Consider the following 17852-nt stretch of genomic DNA (forward strand, 5'->3'; position numbering starts at 1 on the left):
CGGCTTCGAGTGGATTAAACTGTCAGTCCTGAATAATAATATATATTGTAGACTGAAAAGCACATGTAGTCTATGCTTATTATATATAAAGATATCGCAAGACCTATATTATACATTGATCTCAACTAAATCAAAAGAGTAAAGTATAAGATACAGGAAAAGGAAACCACAAGCTTATATATGAAATGGACATTGTTGGCAACAACCAGACCATAAATCGGAGGAATATCCAGACTCTAACTCCGAATAATGAAGACTATAGGTCTGGGGAATATCCAGACTCAACTCCGAATAATGAAGACTATAGGTCTGGAGAATATCCAGACTCAACTCTGAATAATGAAGACTATAGGTCTGGAGAATATCCAGACTCAACTCCGAATAATGAAGACTATAGGTCTGGGGAATATCCAGACTCAACTCCGAATAATGATCTCGTTCCAGGGAGGAGAATCATTGTCCAAGTTCGTATATTTTTTTGGAAAGGATGTAACTGATGGTAAGAGTAGTATGAAAGACCTGCTTGGAGGTAAGGGTGCAAACCTTGCCGAGATGGCAAATCTCGGAATCCCCGTACCACCTGGCTTTACAATAACAACCGAAGTCTGTGTACTTTATCTTAAGGAAAATAAATATCCCGAAGAGGTGCTCAGACAGGAAATAGAAGCAATCGATAAGCTAGAAGCCTTAAACGGCAAAAAGCTGGGAGATCCCGAGGATCCGTTGCTGGTCTCTGTAAGATCCGGAGCCAGGGTGTCCATGCCGGGGATGATGGACACAGTTCTGAATCTTGGACTTACGGACAAATCAGTAATCGGACTCGCAAAAAAAGTCAATGATGAAAGATTCGCTTACGATTGTTACCGAAGATTTATCGCCATGTTTGGGGACGTGGTGCTTGGAGTTGAATTCAGAAAATTCGATTCCTTAATCGAGGACAAGAAAAAGGAACTGGGGGTTAAGTCCGACACCGACCTCGATTCAAAAGCATTAAAAGAATTGGCAGAAAGATTCAAAGAAGTAATCAAACTCGAAAAAGGATTTGAGTTCCCTCAGGACCCTAAAGTTCAGCTTCAGCTGGCAATTAATGCTGTTTTTGATTCATGGAATAACCAGAGAGCCATCACCTACAGGAAGCTCAATGGCATTGATGATAGCTGGGGTACAGCTGTTACTGTACAGACCATGGTTTACGGGAACAGAGGAAGCACCTCAGGTACAGGTGTTGCTTTTACAAGAAACCCATCTACAGGCGAAAAGAAGTTTTTCGGAGAATACCTCATCAATGCACAGGGCGAAGATGTGGTTGCCGGGATCAGGACCCCAAAATATATTAATACGCTCGGAGACGAAATCCCGGAAGCCTATTCCCAGCTTGTGGATATCTGCCAGAGACTTGAATCCCACTTCCGGGACATGCAGGACATAGAGTTTACCATTCAGGAAGGAAAACTCTACATGCTGCAGACCAGGACAGGAAAACGCACAGCTGCGGCAACCGTAAAGATTGCAACGGACATGGTGGCAGAAGGGCTTATAGACAAGGAAACTGCAGTAACCAGAGTCAAAGCCGAAAACATCGACCAGCTCTTGCACCCGAGAATTGACCCGGAAGCAAAACTGGAAATAATTGCAAAAGGGCTTCCTGCATCTCCAGGAGCTGCTGTAGGAAAGGTAGTCTTTACCGCCGAAGCTGCTGAAGAGATGGCAGAGTTAGGCGAAAAGACAATTCTTGTCCGTACCGAGACCTCTCCGGAAGACATTGGTGGCATGGCAGCTGCACAGGGAGTTCTTACCGTGCGCGGAGGAATGACCTCTCACGCTGCAGTCGTTGGTAGGGGCATGGGCAAACCCTGTGTTGTAGGCTGCGGAGATATCTCAATTGATATCAAGAACGCTCTCTTTATGGTAAACGGCTTCACCATCAAAGAGCACGAATATATTACGATTGATGGAAGTCTCGGAAACGTCATAATCGGGAAAGTAGACCTGATTGATGCCGAAATAAATTATGATATGAGAAAGCTTCTCACCTGGGCTGATGAGATCAGGACTCTCGGAGTAAGGACAAATGCCGACAATCCGGCTGATGCTTCTCTTGCCCGCGAACTTGGTGCAGAAGGTATCGGGCTTTGCAGGACAGAGCATATGTTCTTTGGTGAAGACAGGATCCCCGCAGTTAGGGAAATGATCATGGCCGAAGAAGAGAAGACCAGGAAAAAAGCTCTCAAGAAATTGCTCCCCATGCAGAAAGAAGACTTCCTTGGAATCTTCCGTAGCATGGAAGGTCTGCCTGTAACCATCAGGCTCCTTGACCCGCCTCTGCACGAGTTCCTTCCGGATAAAGAAGAGCTCTATGAAAAGCTCAAGGAACTTGAAACCACCGGGGATTGTGGGAAAATCGATGAGATTAAGAAAATCATCAAGCGTGTAGTTTCCCTTAAGGAACTTAACCCCATGCTCGGGCACAGGGGCTGCAGGCTTGGGATTACCTATCCTGAAATCTACAACATGCAGGTACGTGCAATAATGGAGGCAGCCTGTGAGCTTACAGCCGAAGGAATCGAGATAGTTCCTGAAATCATGATTCCGCTCGTGGGTCTCGTAAAAGAACTCTCCCTTTCCAAAGAGGAAGTCTGCAAGACTGCAGAAACAGTAATGGCTGAAAAAGGTATGAAGATCGACTACAAGGTAGGAACCATGATCGAATTGCCCAGAGCCACAATTGTCGCAGACCAGATCGCAAAGGAAGCTGACTTTTTCTCCTTCGGGACAAATGACCTTACCCAGACAACCTTCGGGTTCAGCAGGGATGATGTGTCCAAATTTGTGCCTATCTATCAGAAGGCGGGCATCCTTGAACACGATCCCTTCGCAGTTTTGGACCAGGAAGGCGTTGGCGAACTAATGAAGATCGGAATTGGGAAAGGACGTTCTGTTAAACCCGAGCTCAAAATAGGAATCTGCGGAGAACACGGCGGCGAACCGAAGTCTATCACCTTCGCGCACCAGATAGGCATCGATTATGTAAGCTGTTCCCCCTACAGAGTCCCTATCGCAAGGCTTGTAGCTGCACAGAGCACAATAAAAATGAGAAACGCAAAATAAAATCTAAAATTTAAAACCCTGGCAGAACCATATCCTGCCCTTTCTTTTTTTCTTTTTTATAAAAAACCAGAAAATAGTAATAAAGAATTCTGGAATTGCAGCAGAATCTGCTGCAATTCTTCAAGAAAGAGATTTTTTCATACTTCAGTAGTTCCTTGCAATCATATAGTCAGCAATCTGGAGGAGAAGTTCTTTTTCAGGACAGTCTCTGAGGACATCCAGTTTTGCCTTTCCTTGATTGATATATGAGATTGCAAGATTTTTCACGTAATCGATGGATCCGCATTCGGTCAGAGTCCGGACAGCTGCTTCGGTTTCTTCAAGAGTGGCTGCCCCTTTCCCGAAGATGTCCAGTTTTACGCCTTTGCTGAAGGCGTCAATGACAATGAGGGTGTACTTTCCTTCCATGAGGTCGCTGCCTCTAACCTTTCCGAGCACTTCTTCAGGAGCGACCATGTCCAGGACGTCATCGTACATCTGGAAACCGATCCCTATGAGGCGACCATATTCGGATAAGGCCTCGGCAACCTCGTCGGAGGCTCCACCGAGGAGAGCACCGATTTTGGCTGTGGCTGCATAGAGGACAGAGGTCTTCTTTTCCACCATTTCGATGTACTCAAGTTCCGTTACCCTGTCCCTTGTTTCGAAGTCCATGTCAAGCCACTGCCCTTCACAGATTTCGGTACAGGTCTTTGAGAGGACATCCATGCACTTTAAAATCCTTACAGGTTCGTTATCAACCTTTGACAGGATCTCGAACGCTTTGGAGTAAAGGGTGTCTCCGGCAAGGATGGCCCCGGCTTCACCCCATTTAACATGGACTGCAGGCATTCCCCTGCGGATATTGTCCTTATCCATAATGTCGTCATGGATCAGAGTGAAATTATGTACAAGTTCCACAGCCACTGCTGCGGGCAAAACAGACTTGAGATCGGAGCCGACAGCTTCTGCTGCCAGGATAAGGACTGCCGGACGAAGACGCTTTCCGCCGGCGTCCACGAGATAGCGAGAAGCTTTGTACAGCTCCTCGGGACGGGTTATTGGAAGTAGTTCGTCAATTGCAGCATCAACATGGGAACTTCTCTTTTTGATCTCATCAATAAGCATCATAGGCATCACGAGAACACGGGGGGTTTTTGATTATAGGGTTACTCTTCTATATATAACACTTCGCCGTTTCTGAGAAGGTGTACGGTATCTCCGAGTACATACCCTGCATCCTCTGCCATCTCGATGTAGTGCCCGTGCATTTCCATATCTCCGTGGGCAGGAATTACATGCTCGGGATTTACCATGCGCAAGAGTTCCCAGTGATCTTCCCTGTACGCGTGCCCTGATACGTGAACATTGTCATAGATCCTGCCACCCTTCATCCTGAGTTTGGTCTCAAGTGCATAGCGGTTTGCCTGAGTCATTGGGCTAGGGATTACATTTGCTGAGAAAATGATCTTGTCTCCAGGTTCAATTGCGTAAGGCGTTTCCCCGTTTGCAACCCGCATGAGAATAGAGCCTGGTTCTCCTTGGTGTCCTGTAACAATAGGTAGATACTTGTTCTTGCCTTCCTGCATGATACGCTTGAATGCCCTGTCTACATCTTTTCTCATGCCGTAAATCTCCACATTGGAGGGCAGGTCAAGATATCCAACATCTCTGGCTGCACTCACATAACGTTCCATGGAGCGCCCCATAAGCACCGGAATTCTGCCCATTTCCTCGGCAGCCTCGATAATCGCTTTGAGCCTTGCAATGTGAGAGGCAAAAGTCGTAATGATCATGCCCACATCGGACTCTTCTGTCCCGAGCAGTACATCCCTGACCATGTCCTTTGCAATCTGTTCGGAGGGGGTCTTTCCTGAGCGCCCTGCATTCGTGCTTTCGGTAATCATTGCAATGACCCCTTCCTTTCCGAGGGATTTGAAACGCTCGAAGTCAGGAGCTTCACCCATAGTAGGAGTCCTGTCCAGCTTGAAATCACAGGCGTAAAGAACAGCTCCTGCCGGAGTATGTACAGCTGCAAGTACACAGTCGATAATACTGTGCTGGACTCTGATGAATTCTATAGAAATATCTTCCGTAACCTGATAGGTCCCACCTGCTTGTAAAGGAATAACTCTGTTGCAGACCTCAAACTTGCGCTCAGAGTCTATCTGCTGTTTGATGATAGCTGCGGTATATGGGGTAGCAAGTATAGGAGCATTGTACCTGTGGGCGAGCTTCGGAATTGCACCGATGTGGTCAAGGTGCCCGTGAGTGCAGACGATTGCCCTTACAGTCCCATTGATCTCTTTCATGATAGTATCATCAGGGATTGCACCCATCTCGATTAGTTCAAGAGAATGCATTTTGTCAATTTCAACGTCTTCATGAATTTGAACACGGTCAAGCCTGAGCCCCATATCCAGAATGACAATATCTTCACCTATAATAATGGCAGTCATATTGCGGCCCATTTCGTTGTAGCCGCCGACTGCAACAATTCCTATTTCAGTCATATTTTTTAACCTCTTATTGAATTTTTTTACCTTTTTTATCCTTGTGAAACCAAAACCTCAAAACGAATAAGGTAACGGTCTTAAATCAATGACAATGAATGTAACCGGTATAGTAGTAGAGGTATAGAATAATCTTTAGAAAAGCCACTCTAAAAGCTACCCATTTGCCCTTGAAGGAATCTTCTTTCGGATGAAAGACACCAGGTTGCAGTTCCTAGCAGAATAATGCAACTTTAATTATATATTTGTTTCAGTATACAAATATTTTAATCTGCCAGAACTTCCGGAAACTACCTTCGATCTTGTTCTTGTATAATATCGATTTTCAAAGGGCTTTCCGATCCATTGAGGGAATTCCAGATCCAAGCTTGGTCTACAGGCACTTTCAGTATCCTTCCTTAGTTACAACTATTTTTCAAAAAGCCTGATTCCAACCATACTACGAATTAAGGGTAAGCTGTTACTTTTAAATGACTTTACTAATCTATTTTCCTCTATTCTAATTACCCATTTTCTATATTCTAATAACTTATTTTCTATATTCTAATAACCTATCTTCTATATTCTAATTACCCATTTTCTATATTCTAATAACCCATCTTCTATATTCTAATAACCCATCTTCTATATTCTAATAACCTATTTTCTATATTCTAATAACCTATTTTCTATATTCTAATAACCTATTTTCTATATTCTAATTTCCAATGATTTGTCTTCATACTCCAATAGTTTATTTTCCTGCATTCCAGCATTTTCCATATTCCAGTTGACCAGGTATGGAAATCACTTCAATACTTGCCTGAATGACTTTTATTATAATTGATCCCTTATTCCAGTTGACCTTATGAACAATTCCTGATTTAATGAATTGGATAAGTGACCTTTAATTTAACAATTTTATAAATGGTGCTAATGAATGATTTAAAGAAGTTGATTCTTAAAATCAAGACTTTAAAGGACCAATTTTTTGAATTGGCCCTGAGTTGATGAGTTTGAGGAGTATATTTCAAAGGATATTAACCCCAATAGGAGTATATTTCAAAGGATATTAACCCCAATTAATGTTTCTAAGGTCTTTATCCCGGGGAATTGATCTTCAGACTAGTAATTCATGAGTAGTTCTAAGAGTTAATTCCCAAATTAAGGATCTTAAGCAACTAATCTCTGCTTTGCTTAATGAAGGTAATTTGACACCGAGTTATATTCAGCTAAATCCTATCCTGATAATTATACTTATCTGAATTTCCAGAAAAATTACCTCTTTATTTCACGATTTTACAGTATTTCAAGATAAACGGCATTCTTTTACTCTTCCGGTATACCTAAAGGGAAACAAAGCTAATTACTTTTCCCCTGATTAAGAGTTCAGATTAATAAATAATTTCTCAGATTAATATTAACTAATATTAACTATTTTCTTTTGAGACATTACTTCTGTTTTACGTATAAACATTGTCATGGAATAAATCTGTAATCAAAGAAATCTGTAATCAAAGAAATCTGTAATCAAAGAAATCTGTAATCAAAGAAATCTGTAATCAAAGAAATCTGTAATCAAAGAAATCTGTAATGGACGCGCAAGTATCTGAAATGCTTGATGGTAAGGAAGGAGCTTCCTACGAGTATTTTTATCGTCAGCTTCGATTCTCAAAGAATCTCAATTTCTCAAAACACCTGTATTGTCGTAGATTTCCGATATTGCTATCGAAGGTCTGTACACAAGGCTTTTTGTGATAGGAACATTTCTGTTCCAAAGATCACACAATATACGGTCTGTTTTAGTTTTGTTACCACAGGGTGTAAGAGAGATAACGTATCAAGTCTTACTATCACCATTTAGCTTTTTACCTGCAGAACTTCTCTGTAGAACCATATAGTCTAAGAACCTATCCGAAAAGTCCCGCTGCTCTGAATGTTATCCATGCGCATGCGAAATGAAGCATCGCAAAGTAATTCTCAATTTTCTTTTCCCATCTAATAAGCATTCTTCTGAATCTGTTTATCCAAGAATGTGTCCTTTCCACAACCCATCTTCTTGCCCTAAAACCTGGTATCTCTATTCTTATGTTTTCCTCTCCACGGCTTTTGATATGGGCAGTATAACCATATTCTTTAACTAATTCTCTGATATCAGGAAAATCATATCCTTTATCCATACATATATTCTGAATAACATCATCTTGAGACGGTCTTTCAAAAATAATGGCATCTAAAGTCTCTTTTACAAGCTTTTTATCGTGACGATTTGCTCCATCAACAGTAACCGATAGTGGTATACCTTTACCATCTGTTAACAGACTCCTTTTTGTACCTTTTTTGCCACGATCAGTTGGATTAGCTCCGGTCCCAGCTCCACCTAGTGGAGCTTTTGTCATAGCACCGTCAATTGCTTGCCATTCCCACTCTAATCCGTTTTGATTATCATACTCCACTAGACCAGCTTTCCACATATTCTCAAATAACCCTGATCTTTGCCATTCCTGAAACCGATCATGGACAGTGCTTGGAGCTCCATAAAAGCGTGGCAACGCCTTCCATTGGCAACCAGTACGAAGAAGATAAAAAATACCACTCAGTATTCTCTTATCATCTTTTCGAGGTCGTCCAGGCTTCTTTTTGGGTTTAGGGAAAGGTAATAATGGTTTGATTTTAGTCCAGAATTCATCAGAAATCTCGTAGTCATGTCCGTTTTTTCGTGTTACCACTAATCAACATTACCCTAAAATATAGTTATTCTACTTTTCGGATAGGCTCTAAGTTCAGACCGCTTGTAGTTATATATAGGAGTTGAAAGCATAAATATGTTTACAAAACCAACAACAGTTGACCGTTTGGATGTTATAAGTTATATTTTGCTACTATGCGAAGCTTCGCTTTCATCCCCCACCTGTTCCGAGGAAGGGGACTTCTCGCTGTGCCTCCGCGCTCCCAAAGTTAAAGTGCATTTTTGCGTAAAGAGTAGTCTTTTACATTAAAACCGCGTTGTCCAAGGTATTCGAGCGTCCATCCGGTGACAACAACCGGTGCATTATGCAGGGCCTGGATGTTTGCACAGCCGCAAAGAAACATTGCAGCCCTGAACTCATCCAACATATGGGAGAGGACACTGACAACCGATTTTTTTCCTTCAAGAGAAGGCCCCACAAAGGGCAGGGCTGCACTTGCCGCACTGGCTCCGAGAGCGAGGGACTTTGCAATATCAAGTCCGGTCCGGACTCCGCCAGTTGCGATTATCGGGAGAGATACCCTGGATTCTATCAAGCTGGCAACAGTCGGGATTCCAAAGTCCCAGAAGAGTTCTCCGAGGCGTTCGGAGACCGAGTCCCTGCTTTTTTTTGCCCTGTAAACCTCGACTCCTGCCCAGCTGGTGCCCCCAACCCCTCCGACATCAATTGCAGAGACTCCGGCTTTATGAAGAAGAAGGGCATCTTCCCTGGAAATGCCTGCACCTGTCTCTTTCACAATCACGGGAGTTTTGAGCACAGAACAAATTTCAGTAATCATATCCAGGCAACCGATAGCATCTCTGTCTCCTTCGGGCTGGATGGCTTCCTGTAAGAAATTCAGGTGAATGGCAAGGGCATCAGCATCGATCATTTCAATGAGTTTTTCTACCCCTTCTACCCCGTACTGGCGGATCTGGGCAGCCCCGACATTTCCATAGACAAAGGTATTCGGAGCTTCGTCCCTGACAATCCTGAATGAGTCTTCCTGAGCAGGGTCATCAATTGCAGCTCTCTGGCTGCCAACCCCTATCCCTACTCCCAGCTCTTCGGCTGCAGCTGCAAGTGCAGCATTGACAGGGATGGTGTCAGGGTGCCCTCCTGTGATAGATGCAATCAAAAACGGGGCTAGCATCTTTTTTCCAAGGAAATCCACCGAAAGGTCAAGCTCGTCCATGTTTAATTCGGGAAGCGCCCTGTGGATCAGAGTCACATCTTCAAAACCAGCACTGATCCCCCTGGATTCAACCGGGCTTTCAGCGCAGAGCTTCAGGTGTTCTATCTTTCGCCTTGAGGTAGTATTAATCATGCTTCATACCTTTTTATCCGGACTGATCTTGGTCCCTATGGATTCCCCATTTAAGAACCTGTAAATGTTATCAGCTTTTCCTGCATTGAATATATATGAAGTAATACTAGAATTTTTGCTAAGTTCCAGAAGTTCCAAAACCTTTCCAAGCATTCCGCCTGTAACATCCGTACTTTCCGAACCCCTGATACATTGCCGAAATTCCTCAAAGTTTTCAGGAGTAATCTCAGGCACCGGTTTTCCATCCTTATCAAGTACCCCATCTTCGGCTGAACCCAGCCCGAGCCGCGTGATCCCGAGTTCTTTTGCCAGATAGGGAACTATCTGATCTCCCGAGAGGATGCAGGTCCCGAGTTCAAGGTCCATAACAACGTCTCCGTGCAGTACCGGGACAAAACCTTTTTCGAGCATGAGTTTTATGCTGTCAAGGTACATGCTCTCTATCCGTCTATTTTTGCAAACAGTACAGCCCATAGGATGCACGGCAATAGCCCGAACTCCGAAACTGTTCAGAGCATCCACAACCCTCGATGCAAGTTTTTTTACGGATTCATGAGTTACAATTGCCCCTTCCGGGTCAAAAGTCCGGTCAAGCCCGTATTTTTTGGCGTAGGTATGCCCGAAAGAGCCGGCTCCATGTACAACAATCATTTTCCCCCGGAAGCCTGAAACTTCCCGTGCAATCCTTAGAAGGTCAGCCTCTTTTACAACTCCTTCATATGCGCCTTTATCAGTAATGGCGCTGCCTCCGAGCTTAAGAATAACAGATTCGGTTGAAGCGTTCATTATACCACTTATACCTTATTAAATAGCTTTCAGTCGATCTAAAGAATTACTCTGCAACAGTATTAACCATGAATAATTGTTATAACCATGAATAATTGTTACAACCGTGAATAATTGTTATAACCGTGAATAATTGTTATCAAATGCTCCATCCGGCATTCAGGCTCAATCGACCTTCAGTCCCTGTTCTGTGGGTTTTGTAATGGTGACCTTACCCCCTGCTCTTGCAATGGCTCCAGCTACCTGTGCAGACTTTTCAGTGGCTGTAAGGGCAACCATACAGCCGCCACCTCCAGCTCCCGTAATCTTTGCCCCGAAAGCTCCTGCTGCCCTTGCCGAATAGATTAAACATGAAAGTTCAAGGATATTTACCCCAAGTGCGTCAAGCAGGCCCTGGTTCACGTTCATGAGCCTGCCAATGGAAGCGTAGTCTCCTGAAAGCACAAGAGTTTCCCCAATTCTGGAGATTTTGCCAATAGAAGCCATAAGAGGTCTTATCAGCTCAGGGTAACTCTCACGAAGTTGCCTGACATTTGCCACAAGCTCTTTTGTAGATGAAAAAACTCCGGTATCCCCGATCACAATTTCGCAGTCGGGAGTTTTTAACTTCCTCCGTTCCGGGATGGTAACAACCCCTCCGAAAGTAGAAACATATGTATCGGTAGGGCTTGCTGCCCCCTGTACTTCTATCTCGATTTCATGCCCCAGTTTTGCAATCTCTTCAAGGGAAAGACCACAGACAAAAAACTCATTGAGTGCCCCTATGCTTGCAATTGTTACTGCAGCAGAAGATCCTAGCCCTGAGCCCACGGGGATATCGGAATCCACGGTCAAAAAGACGCCTTTTATGGGCACAAATTCTTTCATTTTTTCAATAACTGCAGAAACATAGGGGTGTTTTTCAAAATCAAGCCCTGTTTTCCCAAGCTGGGACTGGATAACTATGGAGCTGTTTAACTCTACCCGCACCCGGGTTCTCAACTCCACTGCACATGCTATTGCGGTTTCTCCATAAACAACCGCATGCTCTCCGAAAAGATAGATTTTCCCGGGCGCAGAACATGAAACCATATTATTCCTCAAAAATTTTTTAAGTTTTGTTGAATTTGAGTATGTATATTAATGAACTTTATTCTCGAAGAGGCTGACCATAAGTAAAAGTAAAAATTATATAAAAAAATTTATCCCGGCATGAATCTTCTCCCGGGTGTTTCCTTCACTGAGTGTTTTCCACATAATCAAAAACGAGCAGACTTCATTTTTCGCATAGATCTGCCTTTACTCCACAATAATAGCAGCGTACCCGACAACAGCATTCATATCTCCTGAAACATCCCCGCTATTTGCGTATTTAAGCAGAGTTGCCCTGGACCCTCCGAGTTTTTGAGAAGCTGAAAGCATTGCTGCAATAGGCCCATATCCACATACTGAAGCATTTCTTCTATAGAGACGATCATACATGTCCGGGACATTGAAATTCAGGATCGCATCTATAACTTCGTTATCCGTTTCCCTTGCACGTTCAGCGGTTTCGTAGTGAGTGAAATCACTTGACGCTATGATGATCGCACGTTTTCCGCTTTCAACAACAAGGTCAGCAACAAGGTTTCCCACCTCAACTGCTGTTTCTTCATCCTGCATGCCCATGCAGATAGGAAGAATTTTAAAATCTCGTCCGAAACGGTACTGAAGGAAAGGAAGCTGGACTTCAATAGAATGCTCGTATGTGTGTCCCAGTTCATCCGCATCAACGATGCTCCCGAGAAATCCGTCGGCAAGTTCGAGGTCAACATCAATAGTCCCCAGGGGTGTTTTCCATGTTTCCCTGGATAAGGAGACCGGCGAACCGTACCCTGTATGGTTGGGACCAAAAAGGACATAGGTATCAGCTTCTGGAAGAGTTGCATAAACATGTGCAGCAACTTTCCCGGAATAGATATACCCGGCATGCGGGCAAACGGCCCCAATAACTTTTCGTTCCCTTATCTCCAGGCCTTCGAAACACTGTTTAAGTTCTTTCTCCAGATTTTCACAACGCAGGGGATAGAACTGCCCTGCAACTGCTGGCTGTCTCATTTCCAATCACCCATAATATAAGATATGGGCAATTTTTATAAACCCTTTCAGTGTGCAGGACGAATGTTTCGAAATCAGAGGGGAGTTTCGAAATCTGGCAGTTCGTAATTGAAGGGAGTATTATTGAGTCGAGATACTTCCCTTGCAACCAGCCAGTAGACGAGAGAGAGAGCTTTTCTACCCTTGTTGTTGGTTGGGATTACGAGATCCACATTTGAGGTCAGGTTGTTGGTGTCACAAAGTGCTACCACAGGCACTCCAATGCTTGATGCTTCTTTCAGGACCTGGGCATCGCCGGCCGGGTCGGTTACAATAATCACATCAGGTTCAAAGAAACCATGCATCTGCGGGTTTGTAAGAGAACCTGGGATAAACCTTCCGAGCATTGCCCTTGTGCCAAGTGCCCTTGAGAACATTCTTGCAGGGTGCTGACCATACTGCCTTGAAGATACTACAAGGATTCTGGTAGGGTCATAGTGAGAGAGCAATTTTGATGCAACTCTGATCCTTTCATCTGTTGACTGGATATCAAGTACGTATAACCCGTCAGTTCTGACTCTGTATACGAAACGCATCATATCCTGAGTTTTCTGCTGAGTTCCGATGTGAATGCCTGCCGCCAGGTATTCGTCAATGGACACCAGGGATGTGGATCCCTCTTTTGGAGAAGTTACTTCGTTCTCCGATTCCACAGGTACAGATCCGGTTTTTACTGCGGCTTCCTTTTCAGGTACAGGTTTTGCTTCAGCCACGACATCTTCTTCAGGCAAAGGCTGTGCTCCGGTTTCCTCCTTCCCTGTCTGCTCAATTTCCTCCATAAAGTCACCTCATAAAATATAGAATCAACAATAAAACGCATTCAGTATCTGAAATGTATCCCATTACGTCTTCAGCTTTTCTTACGTTTGACCGTTATAGGAATAACTCCGGTCTTCAACTCTAAAATGGCTACACCCAGGGGGTCCAGCCGCCCGTCATCTTCAACCAGGACAGGAGCCCCCATTGCTATTTGCAATGCTCTTGCACCTACAATTCGTGCACGTTCGAACCGGGTATATTTTTCCTTGACCAACAGATCACCCTGAAACTTAAAAACGCTCCGATGAATTCCGATAATCGAGAAGCATGATATATTTGATATTCAGTACATACACCTGAGAACCAGTGCCCTTGAAAAAGGGAAATGGGACCGCTGAGATTCGAACTCAGGTTACGGCGTCCCGAACGCCGAAGGATGGACCAAGCTACCCTACGGTCCCTTACTGGTACGGTGAAAGCACGTCAACAAGTTCTACATGGCTGAGGAACATTCTGCGGCAGCAGTAACGGGTGATTCCGAGATCATCCAGTACTGCAGCAGAGTCTTCGCCGTCATTGACGCGTCTTTTGTACTCATCCCAATAGTTAGAGACTACTTTTCCACATGAGAAACATCGGACTGGGATCATAACTGTCCTTACCTGTAAGATTTCTGATATTTAGCCCTTGCTCCAGGTCCACCAAAGTTTTTGGATTCTTTCTGCCTGGAATCGCTTACAAGTAAATTGCGGTCGTAGGTTGCAAAGTTGTCTCTGATGATTGTGTCATTTGTCCATTCCACAATCCCACGGGCAACTGCAGTCCTTACTGCGTTAGCTTGCCCAACGATTCCGCCACCCCGAACATCAACATTGATATCAAGCCCGGAAACAACATCGTTTCCTGCGATCATCAGAGGCTCGGAGATTTTTATCATTGCAAGCTCAGGGGTATAGAGCTCGAGCGGAATTTTGTTGATCCTGACCTTACCGGTACCTTTCATGACTGTTGCGCGAGCAGTTGCAGTCTTGTGCTTTCCAGATGAATTAATTACTTTGATCATGAGGACTCACCCATTAGAACTTTGAACCCATTTTCTGGCTCACTTCACCAAGCTCTATGTACTTGTTGGAACTCAGAAGCCTCATGTCGGCATCTGCGATGGTGCTCGTTTCAATGCCCTCAAGTTCATAGGGGACACCTACATAGACTTTTAGCTTGGACATTGCATCCTTTCCTCTTGCTCTCTTATAGGGCAGCATGCCACGAATAGTCCTCTTCAGGATGCGATCCGGACGCTTCGGGAAGTAAGGCCCGAATTCCGTTGCACCCCTTTCCCGGGTCTCCCGGTACTCTCTAAGGGTGGCTGCCCTTGAGCCAGAAATGATGGCTTTTTCGGCATTTATGATATAAACCTTTTCGTCTCCTGAAAGCAACTGTTTTGCAACCGAACTTGCAAGACGCCCCAGAATAAGCCCATTTGCATCGATAACCGTCATCTTCGTCACCTCAGCGGAAAATCCGGATACCGGACCCTTTTGGATTTGCTTCCATGATCTCTTCGAGACTCAGGCACTTGCCGCCAACTTCAGTGATTCTTTCAACTGCTGATTCGCTGAATGTTAAAGCCGCAACAGTTACAGGATGATCAAGGAGACCTGCGCCCAGGACTTTTCCGGGGATAAGCAGGACATCACCTTCATTAGTGTGCCTGTTGATCTTGCTTATATTCACAGCCGCATAGTTTCTGGACGGCGCCTCAAGACGTTTCGCAATATCCTTCCAGATGGGGGCAGAATCTACATTTGCCCCATCTTTCAGGGTAAGAATCAGGGAAACGATTCTTGGATTCGTTTTTCTTGTTAGTTTTACCAGTGATTTTTTACCCAATGTATGTTCCTCCGCAAGATCTGTATGAATCTCACTCACGCGGAAAAAATTCCCTATCGCGTTCGAACATCGCTATAGCTGCCGTAGCTATGAAGCTCGGGGCAGCAAATTAAAGATCAAGCGATTAGTCGGATTGGTATGATGTGAATAACATTTCTAGTACATAAAGATTATGCGTAATCGGAAGAGCCAAGAACAACCCTGGAAACCTTTCCAAGTATTACTTCTATGTCGCATCCGAACTTTCTTGCCACAATAAGTGCCACTATCCGGATATCCACAAGATAAGCAAGTCGGTCCTGCATGGAATTGATTTCGGAAACAAGCCGTTGTCTGTTCACTCCCGTATCCGCGGAAACGAAGTCAAGAATCTGTTCTAAGGATATTTCTTCCCTGTGGCGCCTTGCAGAAGAGTTGCCGGTTTTTCCGGGTTTCTCTTTGAGTTCGAGAAAATTTTCTGGTGGCTTAAAAGCATGGGGAAGTCGGACACTCTCAACATCAAAACAGGGTAAAAGTGCACCGTCCTTAAGGGAAAGCAGGCCTGCTTCAAGGGCGCGGCTCTTTACTTCAGAAGCAATCTTTGGGGAAAACCATTTCAGGTCAAAGGCAAGGGAAAATTCAAAGTCTTTTTCCGGGAGAGAGCCTGCAAGATTTTTCTTAAAAGGAGCAGAAACAACACGTTTAAGTTCTTCCATTCACGAACCTCGAAAAATAACTGCGCTGGGAAAGGGCAGTATAGTATAATGTAAATAAGTCCCACTGGATTCAATGTATAAATAAGTCTCACTGGATTCAATGTATAAATAAGTCCTACAGGATTCAATGTATAAATAAGTCTCACTGGATTCAATGTATAAATAAGTCCTACAGGATTCAATGTATAAATAAGTCTCACTGGATTCAATTTCACATTTGAAGAAATCCCTTGTAAAAGTAAATTTCTCCGGCACAGAGATCATATTTAAGTCTGTACCGAAGTGAAATGTTTTTCAGAATATCTGTTACTGCAATTTACTGCGAATTCAGAGAGTCACAAGCTTTGCATTGATGATCCCGGGGACCTGCCTGACCTCTTCAAGGATTGCATCAGAGACATCGGTATCCACATTAAGAACCATCATAGTCACGCCTCCGACTTTCGCCCTTCCGACCTGCATGCCTGAAATGTTGATGTTGTTTTTACCAAGAACCATACAGCATGGTCCGATAACGTTTGGCTTGTTAATGTGCTTGGCAAAGATCATACGGCCTGCGGGGAAGATGTCTACATAGTCCTCGTCAACGGAAACAATCTTAGGCTCGTCTCCAACAACAGTTCCGGTAACCAGTTTCGCCGTTTCTCCGCTGGTGAGCCTGATACTGACAGTTGAAGAATATTCTTCTGCGGATTCAGACTTGCTTTCAACTACTGCGATCTTTCTGGACTTCGCAAGAGTAGGAGCGTTGACATAATTTACCCCGGAACCAAGAGCCATTTCAAGCAGCCCTTTAAGAGCAGAGACTGTAAGGGGCCTGGTATCTTTTCCGGAGATTTCCCCATTGTATGCGATTTCTACCTTTTCGTAATTGCCGTCTACAAGCTGTCCTGCGATTTTACCCATGAGCTCTGAGAGCCTTATGTATGGAGCAAGGACTGCCATAGCTTCGGGCTTCACTGAGGGAATATTGATTGCATTCTTTGCAAGCCCACCGGTAAGGACAGAAACAACTTCTTTGGCAATATCGATTGCTACATTAACCTGAGCTTCCTGTGTGGAGGCACCGAGGTGAGGAGTTACGATTACATTGTCAAAGTTAAGGAGAGGGCTGTCAAAAGGAGGCTCTTCGACAAAAACGTCCAGTGCTGCCCCGCCGACCTTGCCGCTTTCAAGAGCTTTTGTCAGGGCTTCTTCACTGATGATTCCGCCGCGGGCGCAGTTGAGGATCCTTACTCCTTTCTTCATGAGAGCAAACTGCTCGTCATCGAGGATATTTCTGGTCTCTTTGATAAGTGGAGTGTGCACTGTGATGTAGTCAGCCTCTTTTGCGATTTCATTAACCGTAGCCAGCTTGACTCCGAGTTCGACAGCCCGCTTCTCAGAAATGAAAGGGTCATAACCCATAAGGTTCATTTCAAGCCCTGAAGCCCTCTTTGCAACCTCAGACCCGATCCTTCCAAGCCCTACAATTCCAAGGGTCTTGCCCTTTACCTCGATACCCGTGAACTTGTTGCGCTTCCATTCTCTGGATTTTAGGGAAGCGTTGGCCTGGGGGATATTCCTGGACATTGACATCATCATAGCAATTGTGTGCTCTGCTGCCGAGATCATGTTTCCTTCGGGAGCATTAGCTACAATGATTCCTTTCTTTGTGGCTGCATCCACATCGATATTATCGACTCCGACTCCCGCCCTTCCAATAATTTTCAGGTTGTCGGCAGCTTCGATGACTCTCTGAGTGACCTGAGTGCCGCTGCGTATTACAAGGGCATCGTATGCCCCGATCTTTTCCACCAGCTCATTTTCGGAAAGGCCGGTGTTGACGTCAACAGTAAAGTGCTCTTTTAGAATCTCCAAACCTTCATTGGAGAGTGAGTCGCTGACCAATACTTTCATGTTAATTTCTCCAGATAAATACGAAAAACGTGAGATGCTAAATTTTAACAAAGAATACCAATCAACTTAATCA

General features: G+C 44.3%; 17 protein-coding genes and 1 tRNA gene. 2 read left to right on the forward strand and 16 right to left on the reverse strand.

What is annotated here, in order from left to right; translation table 11 throughout:
• Window positions 1–185 precede the first annotated feature (185 nt).
• On the forward strand, window positions 186–497 hold the full coding sequence (locus MSWHS_RS20505; protein WP_156151234.1) for a hypothetical protein: 312 nt from the start codon (window positions 186–188) through the stop codon (window positions 495–497).
• Window positions 457–3108, forward strand: a complete 2652-nt coding sequence (gene ppdK, locus MSWHS_RS12335; RefSeq protein ID WP_048129707.1) for a pyruvate, phosphate dikinase — start codon at window positions 457–459, stop codon at window positions 3106–3108. Before MSWHS_RS20505 ends, ppdK begins: the two co-directional genes overlap by 41 nt.
• Before the next feature lie 144 nt (window positions 3109–3252).
• Here the strand turns inward: ppdK and MSWHS_RS12340 are convergent, their stop codons facing one another.
• From MSWHS_RS12340 to serA, 16 genes are all read right to left on the reverse strand, one after another.
• Window positions 3253–4218, reverse strand: coding sequence for a polyprenyl synthetase family protein (locus tag MSWHS_RS12340; RefSeq protein ID WP_048130652.1), 966 nt, complete (start codon window positions 4216–4218; stop codon window positions 3253–3255).
• 38 nt (window positions 4219–4256) lie between these two features.
• Window positions 4257–5600: an RNase J family beta-CASP ribonuclease gene (locus MSWHS_RS12345; protein WP_048129706.1), complete on the reverse strand. Its 1344-nt coding sequence runs from the start codon at window positions 5598–5600 to the stop codon at window positions 4257–4259.
• A 1889-nt stretch (window positions 5601–7489) separates the two neighbouring features.
• Entirely contained in the window at window positions 7490–8308 is an 819-nt protein-coding gene (locus MSWHS_RS12350; protein WP_048127483.1) for an IS5 family transposase, read from the reverse strand.
• A 229-nt stretch (window positions 8309–8537) separates the two neighbouring features.
• Window positions 8538–9635 (reverse strand): type 2 isopentenyl-diphosphate Delta-isomerase, encoded by a 1098-nt coding sequence (gene fni, locus MSWHS_RS12355; RefSeq protein ID WP_048129705.1) that lies wholly within the window; start codon window positions 9633–9635, stop codon window positions 8538–8540.
• Window positions 9636–9638: 3 nt separating this feature from the next.
• Window positions 9639–10421 (reverse strand): isopentenyl phosphate kinase, encoded by a 783-nt coding sequence (locus tag MSWHS_RS12360; RefSeq protein ID WP_048159142.1) that lies wholly within the window; start codon window positions 10419–10421, stop codon window positions 9639–9641.
• Between the two features lie 165 nt (window positions 10422–10586).
• Entirely contained in the window at window positions 10587–11492 is a 906-nt protein-coding gene (locus MSWHS_RS12365) for a mevalonate kinase (RefSeq protein ID WP_048129703.1), read from the reverse strand.
• 207 nt (window positions 11493–11699) lie between these two features.
• Window positions 11700–12503: an MEMO1 family protein gene (locus MSWHS_RS12370; protein WP_048129702.1), complete on the reverse strand. Its 804-nt coding sequence runs from the start codon at window positions 12501–12503 to the stop codon at window positions 11700–11702.
• Between the two features lie 68 nt (window positions 12504–12571).
• Window positions 12572–13315 carry a 30S ribosomal protein S2 gene (gene rpsB / locus MSWHS_RS12375; protein ID WP_052722714.1) on the reverse strand — a complete coding sequence of 248 codons (744 nt, stop codon included), beginning with the start codon at window positions 13313–13315 and terminating at the stop codon, window positions 12572–12574.
• Between the two features lie 71 nt (window positions 13316–13386).
• On the reverse strand, window positions 13387–13569 hold the full coding sequence (locus tag MSWHS_RS12380) for a DNA-directed RNA polymerase subunit K (protein WP_048129701.1): 183 nt from the start codon (window positions 13567–13569) through the stop codon (window positions 13387–13389).
• 112 nt (window positions 13570–13681) lie between these two features.
• Window positions 13682–13756 (reverse strand) — tRNA-Pro (locus MSWHS_RS12385).
• On the reverse strand, window positions 13757–13945 hold the full coding sequence (locus tag MSWHS_RS12390) for a DNA-directed RNA polymerase subunit N (RefSeq protein ID WP_048129700.1): 189 nt from the start codon (window positions 13943–13945) through the stop codon (window positions 13757–13759).
• An 8-nt stretch (window positions 13946–13953) separates the two neighbouring features.
• Window positions 13954–14358, reverse strand: coding sequence for a 30S ribosomal protein S9 (locus tag MSWHS_RS12395; protein ID WP_048129699.1), 405 nt, complete (start codon window positions 14356–14358; stop codon window positions 13954–13956).
• A 13-nt stretch (window positions 14359–14371) separates the two neighbouring features.
• Window positions 14372–14794 carry a 50S ribosomal protein L13 gene (locus MSWHS_RS12400; RefSeq protein WP_048129698.1) on the reverse strand — a complete coding sequence of 141 codons (423 nt, stop codon included), beginning with the start codon at window positions 14792–14794 and terminating at the stop codon, window positions 14372–14374.
• A 10-nt stretch (window positions 14795–14804) separates the two neighbouring features.
• The gene (locus MSWHS_RS12405; protein WP_048130647.1) at window positions 14805–15185 is read right to left on the reverse strand and encodes a 50S ribosomal protein L18e; all 381 of its coding nucleotides are present in this window, start codon (window positions 15183–15185) and stop codon (window positions 14805–14807) included.
• A 170-nt stretch (window positions 15186–15355) separates the two neighbouring features.
• A complete protein-coding gene (locus MSWHS_RS12410; RefSeq protein WP_048129697.1) occupies window positions 15356–15880 on the reverse strand; it encodes a DUF2240 family protein in 525 nt (174 codons plus the stop codon).
• Between the two features lie 327 nt (window positions 15881–16207).
• A complete protein-coding gene (gene serA, locus MSWHS_RS12415; protein ID WP_048129696.1) occupies window positions 16208–17779 on the reverse strand; it encodes a phosphoglycerate dehydrogenase in 1572 nt (523 codons plus the stop codon).
• Between the last annotated feature and the right edge of the window lie 73 nt (window positions 17780–17852).

It is taken from the genome of Methanosarcina sp. WWM596 (assembly GCF_000969965.1).
Taxonomy (GTDB): domain Archaea; phylum Halobacteriota; class Methanosarcinia; order Methanosarcinales; family Methanosarcinaceae; genus Methanosarcina.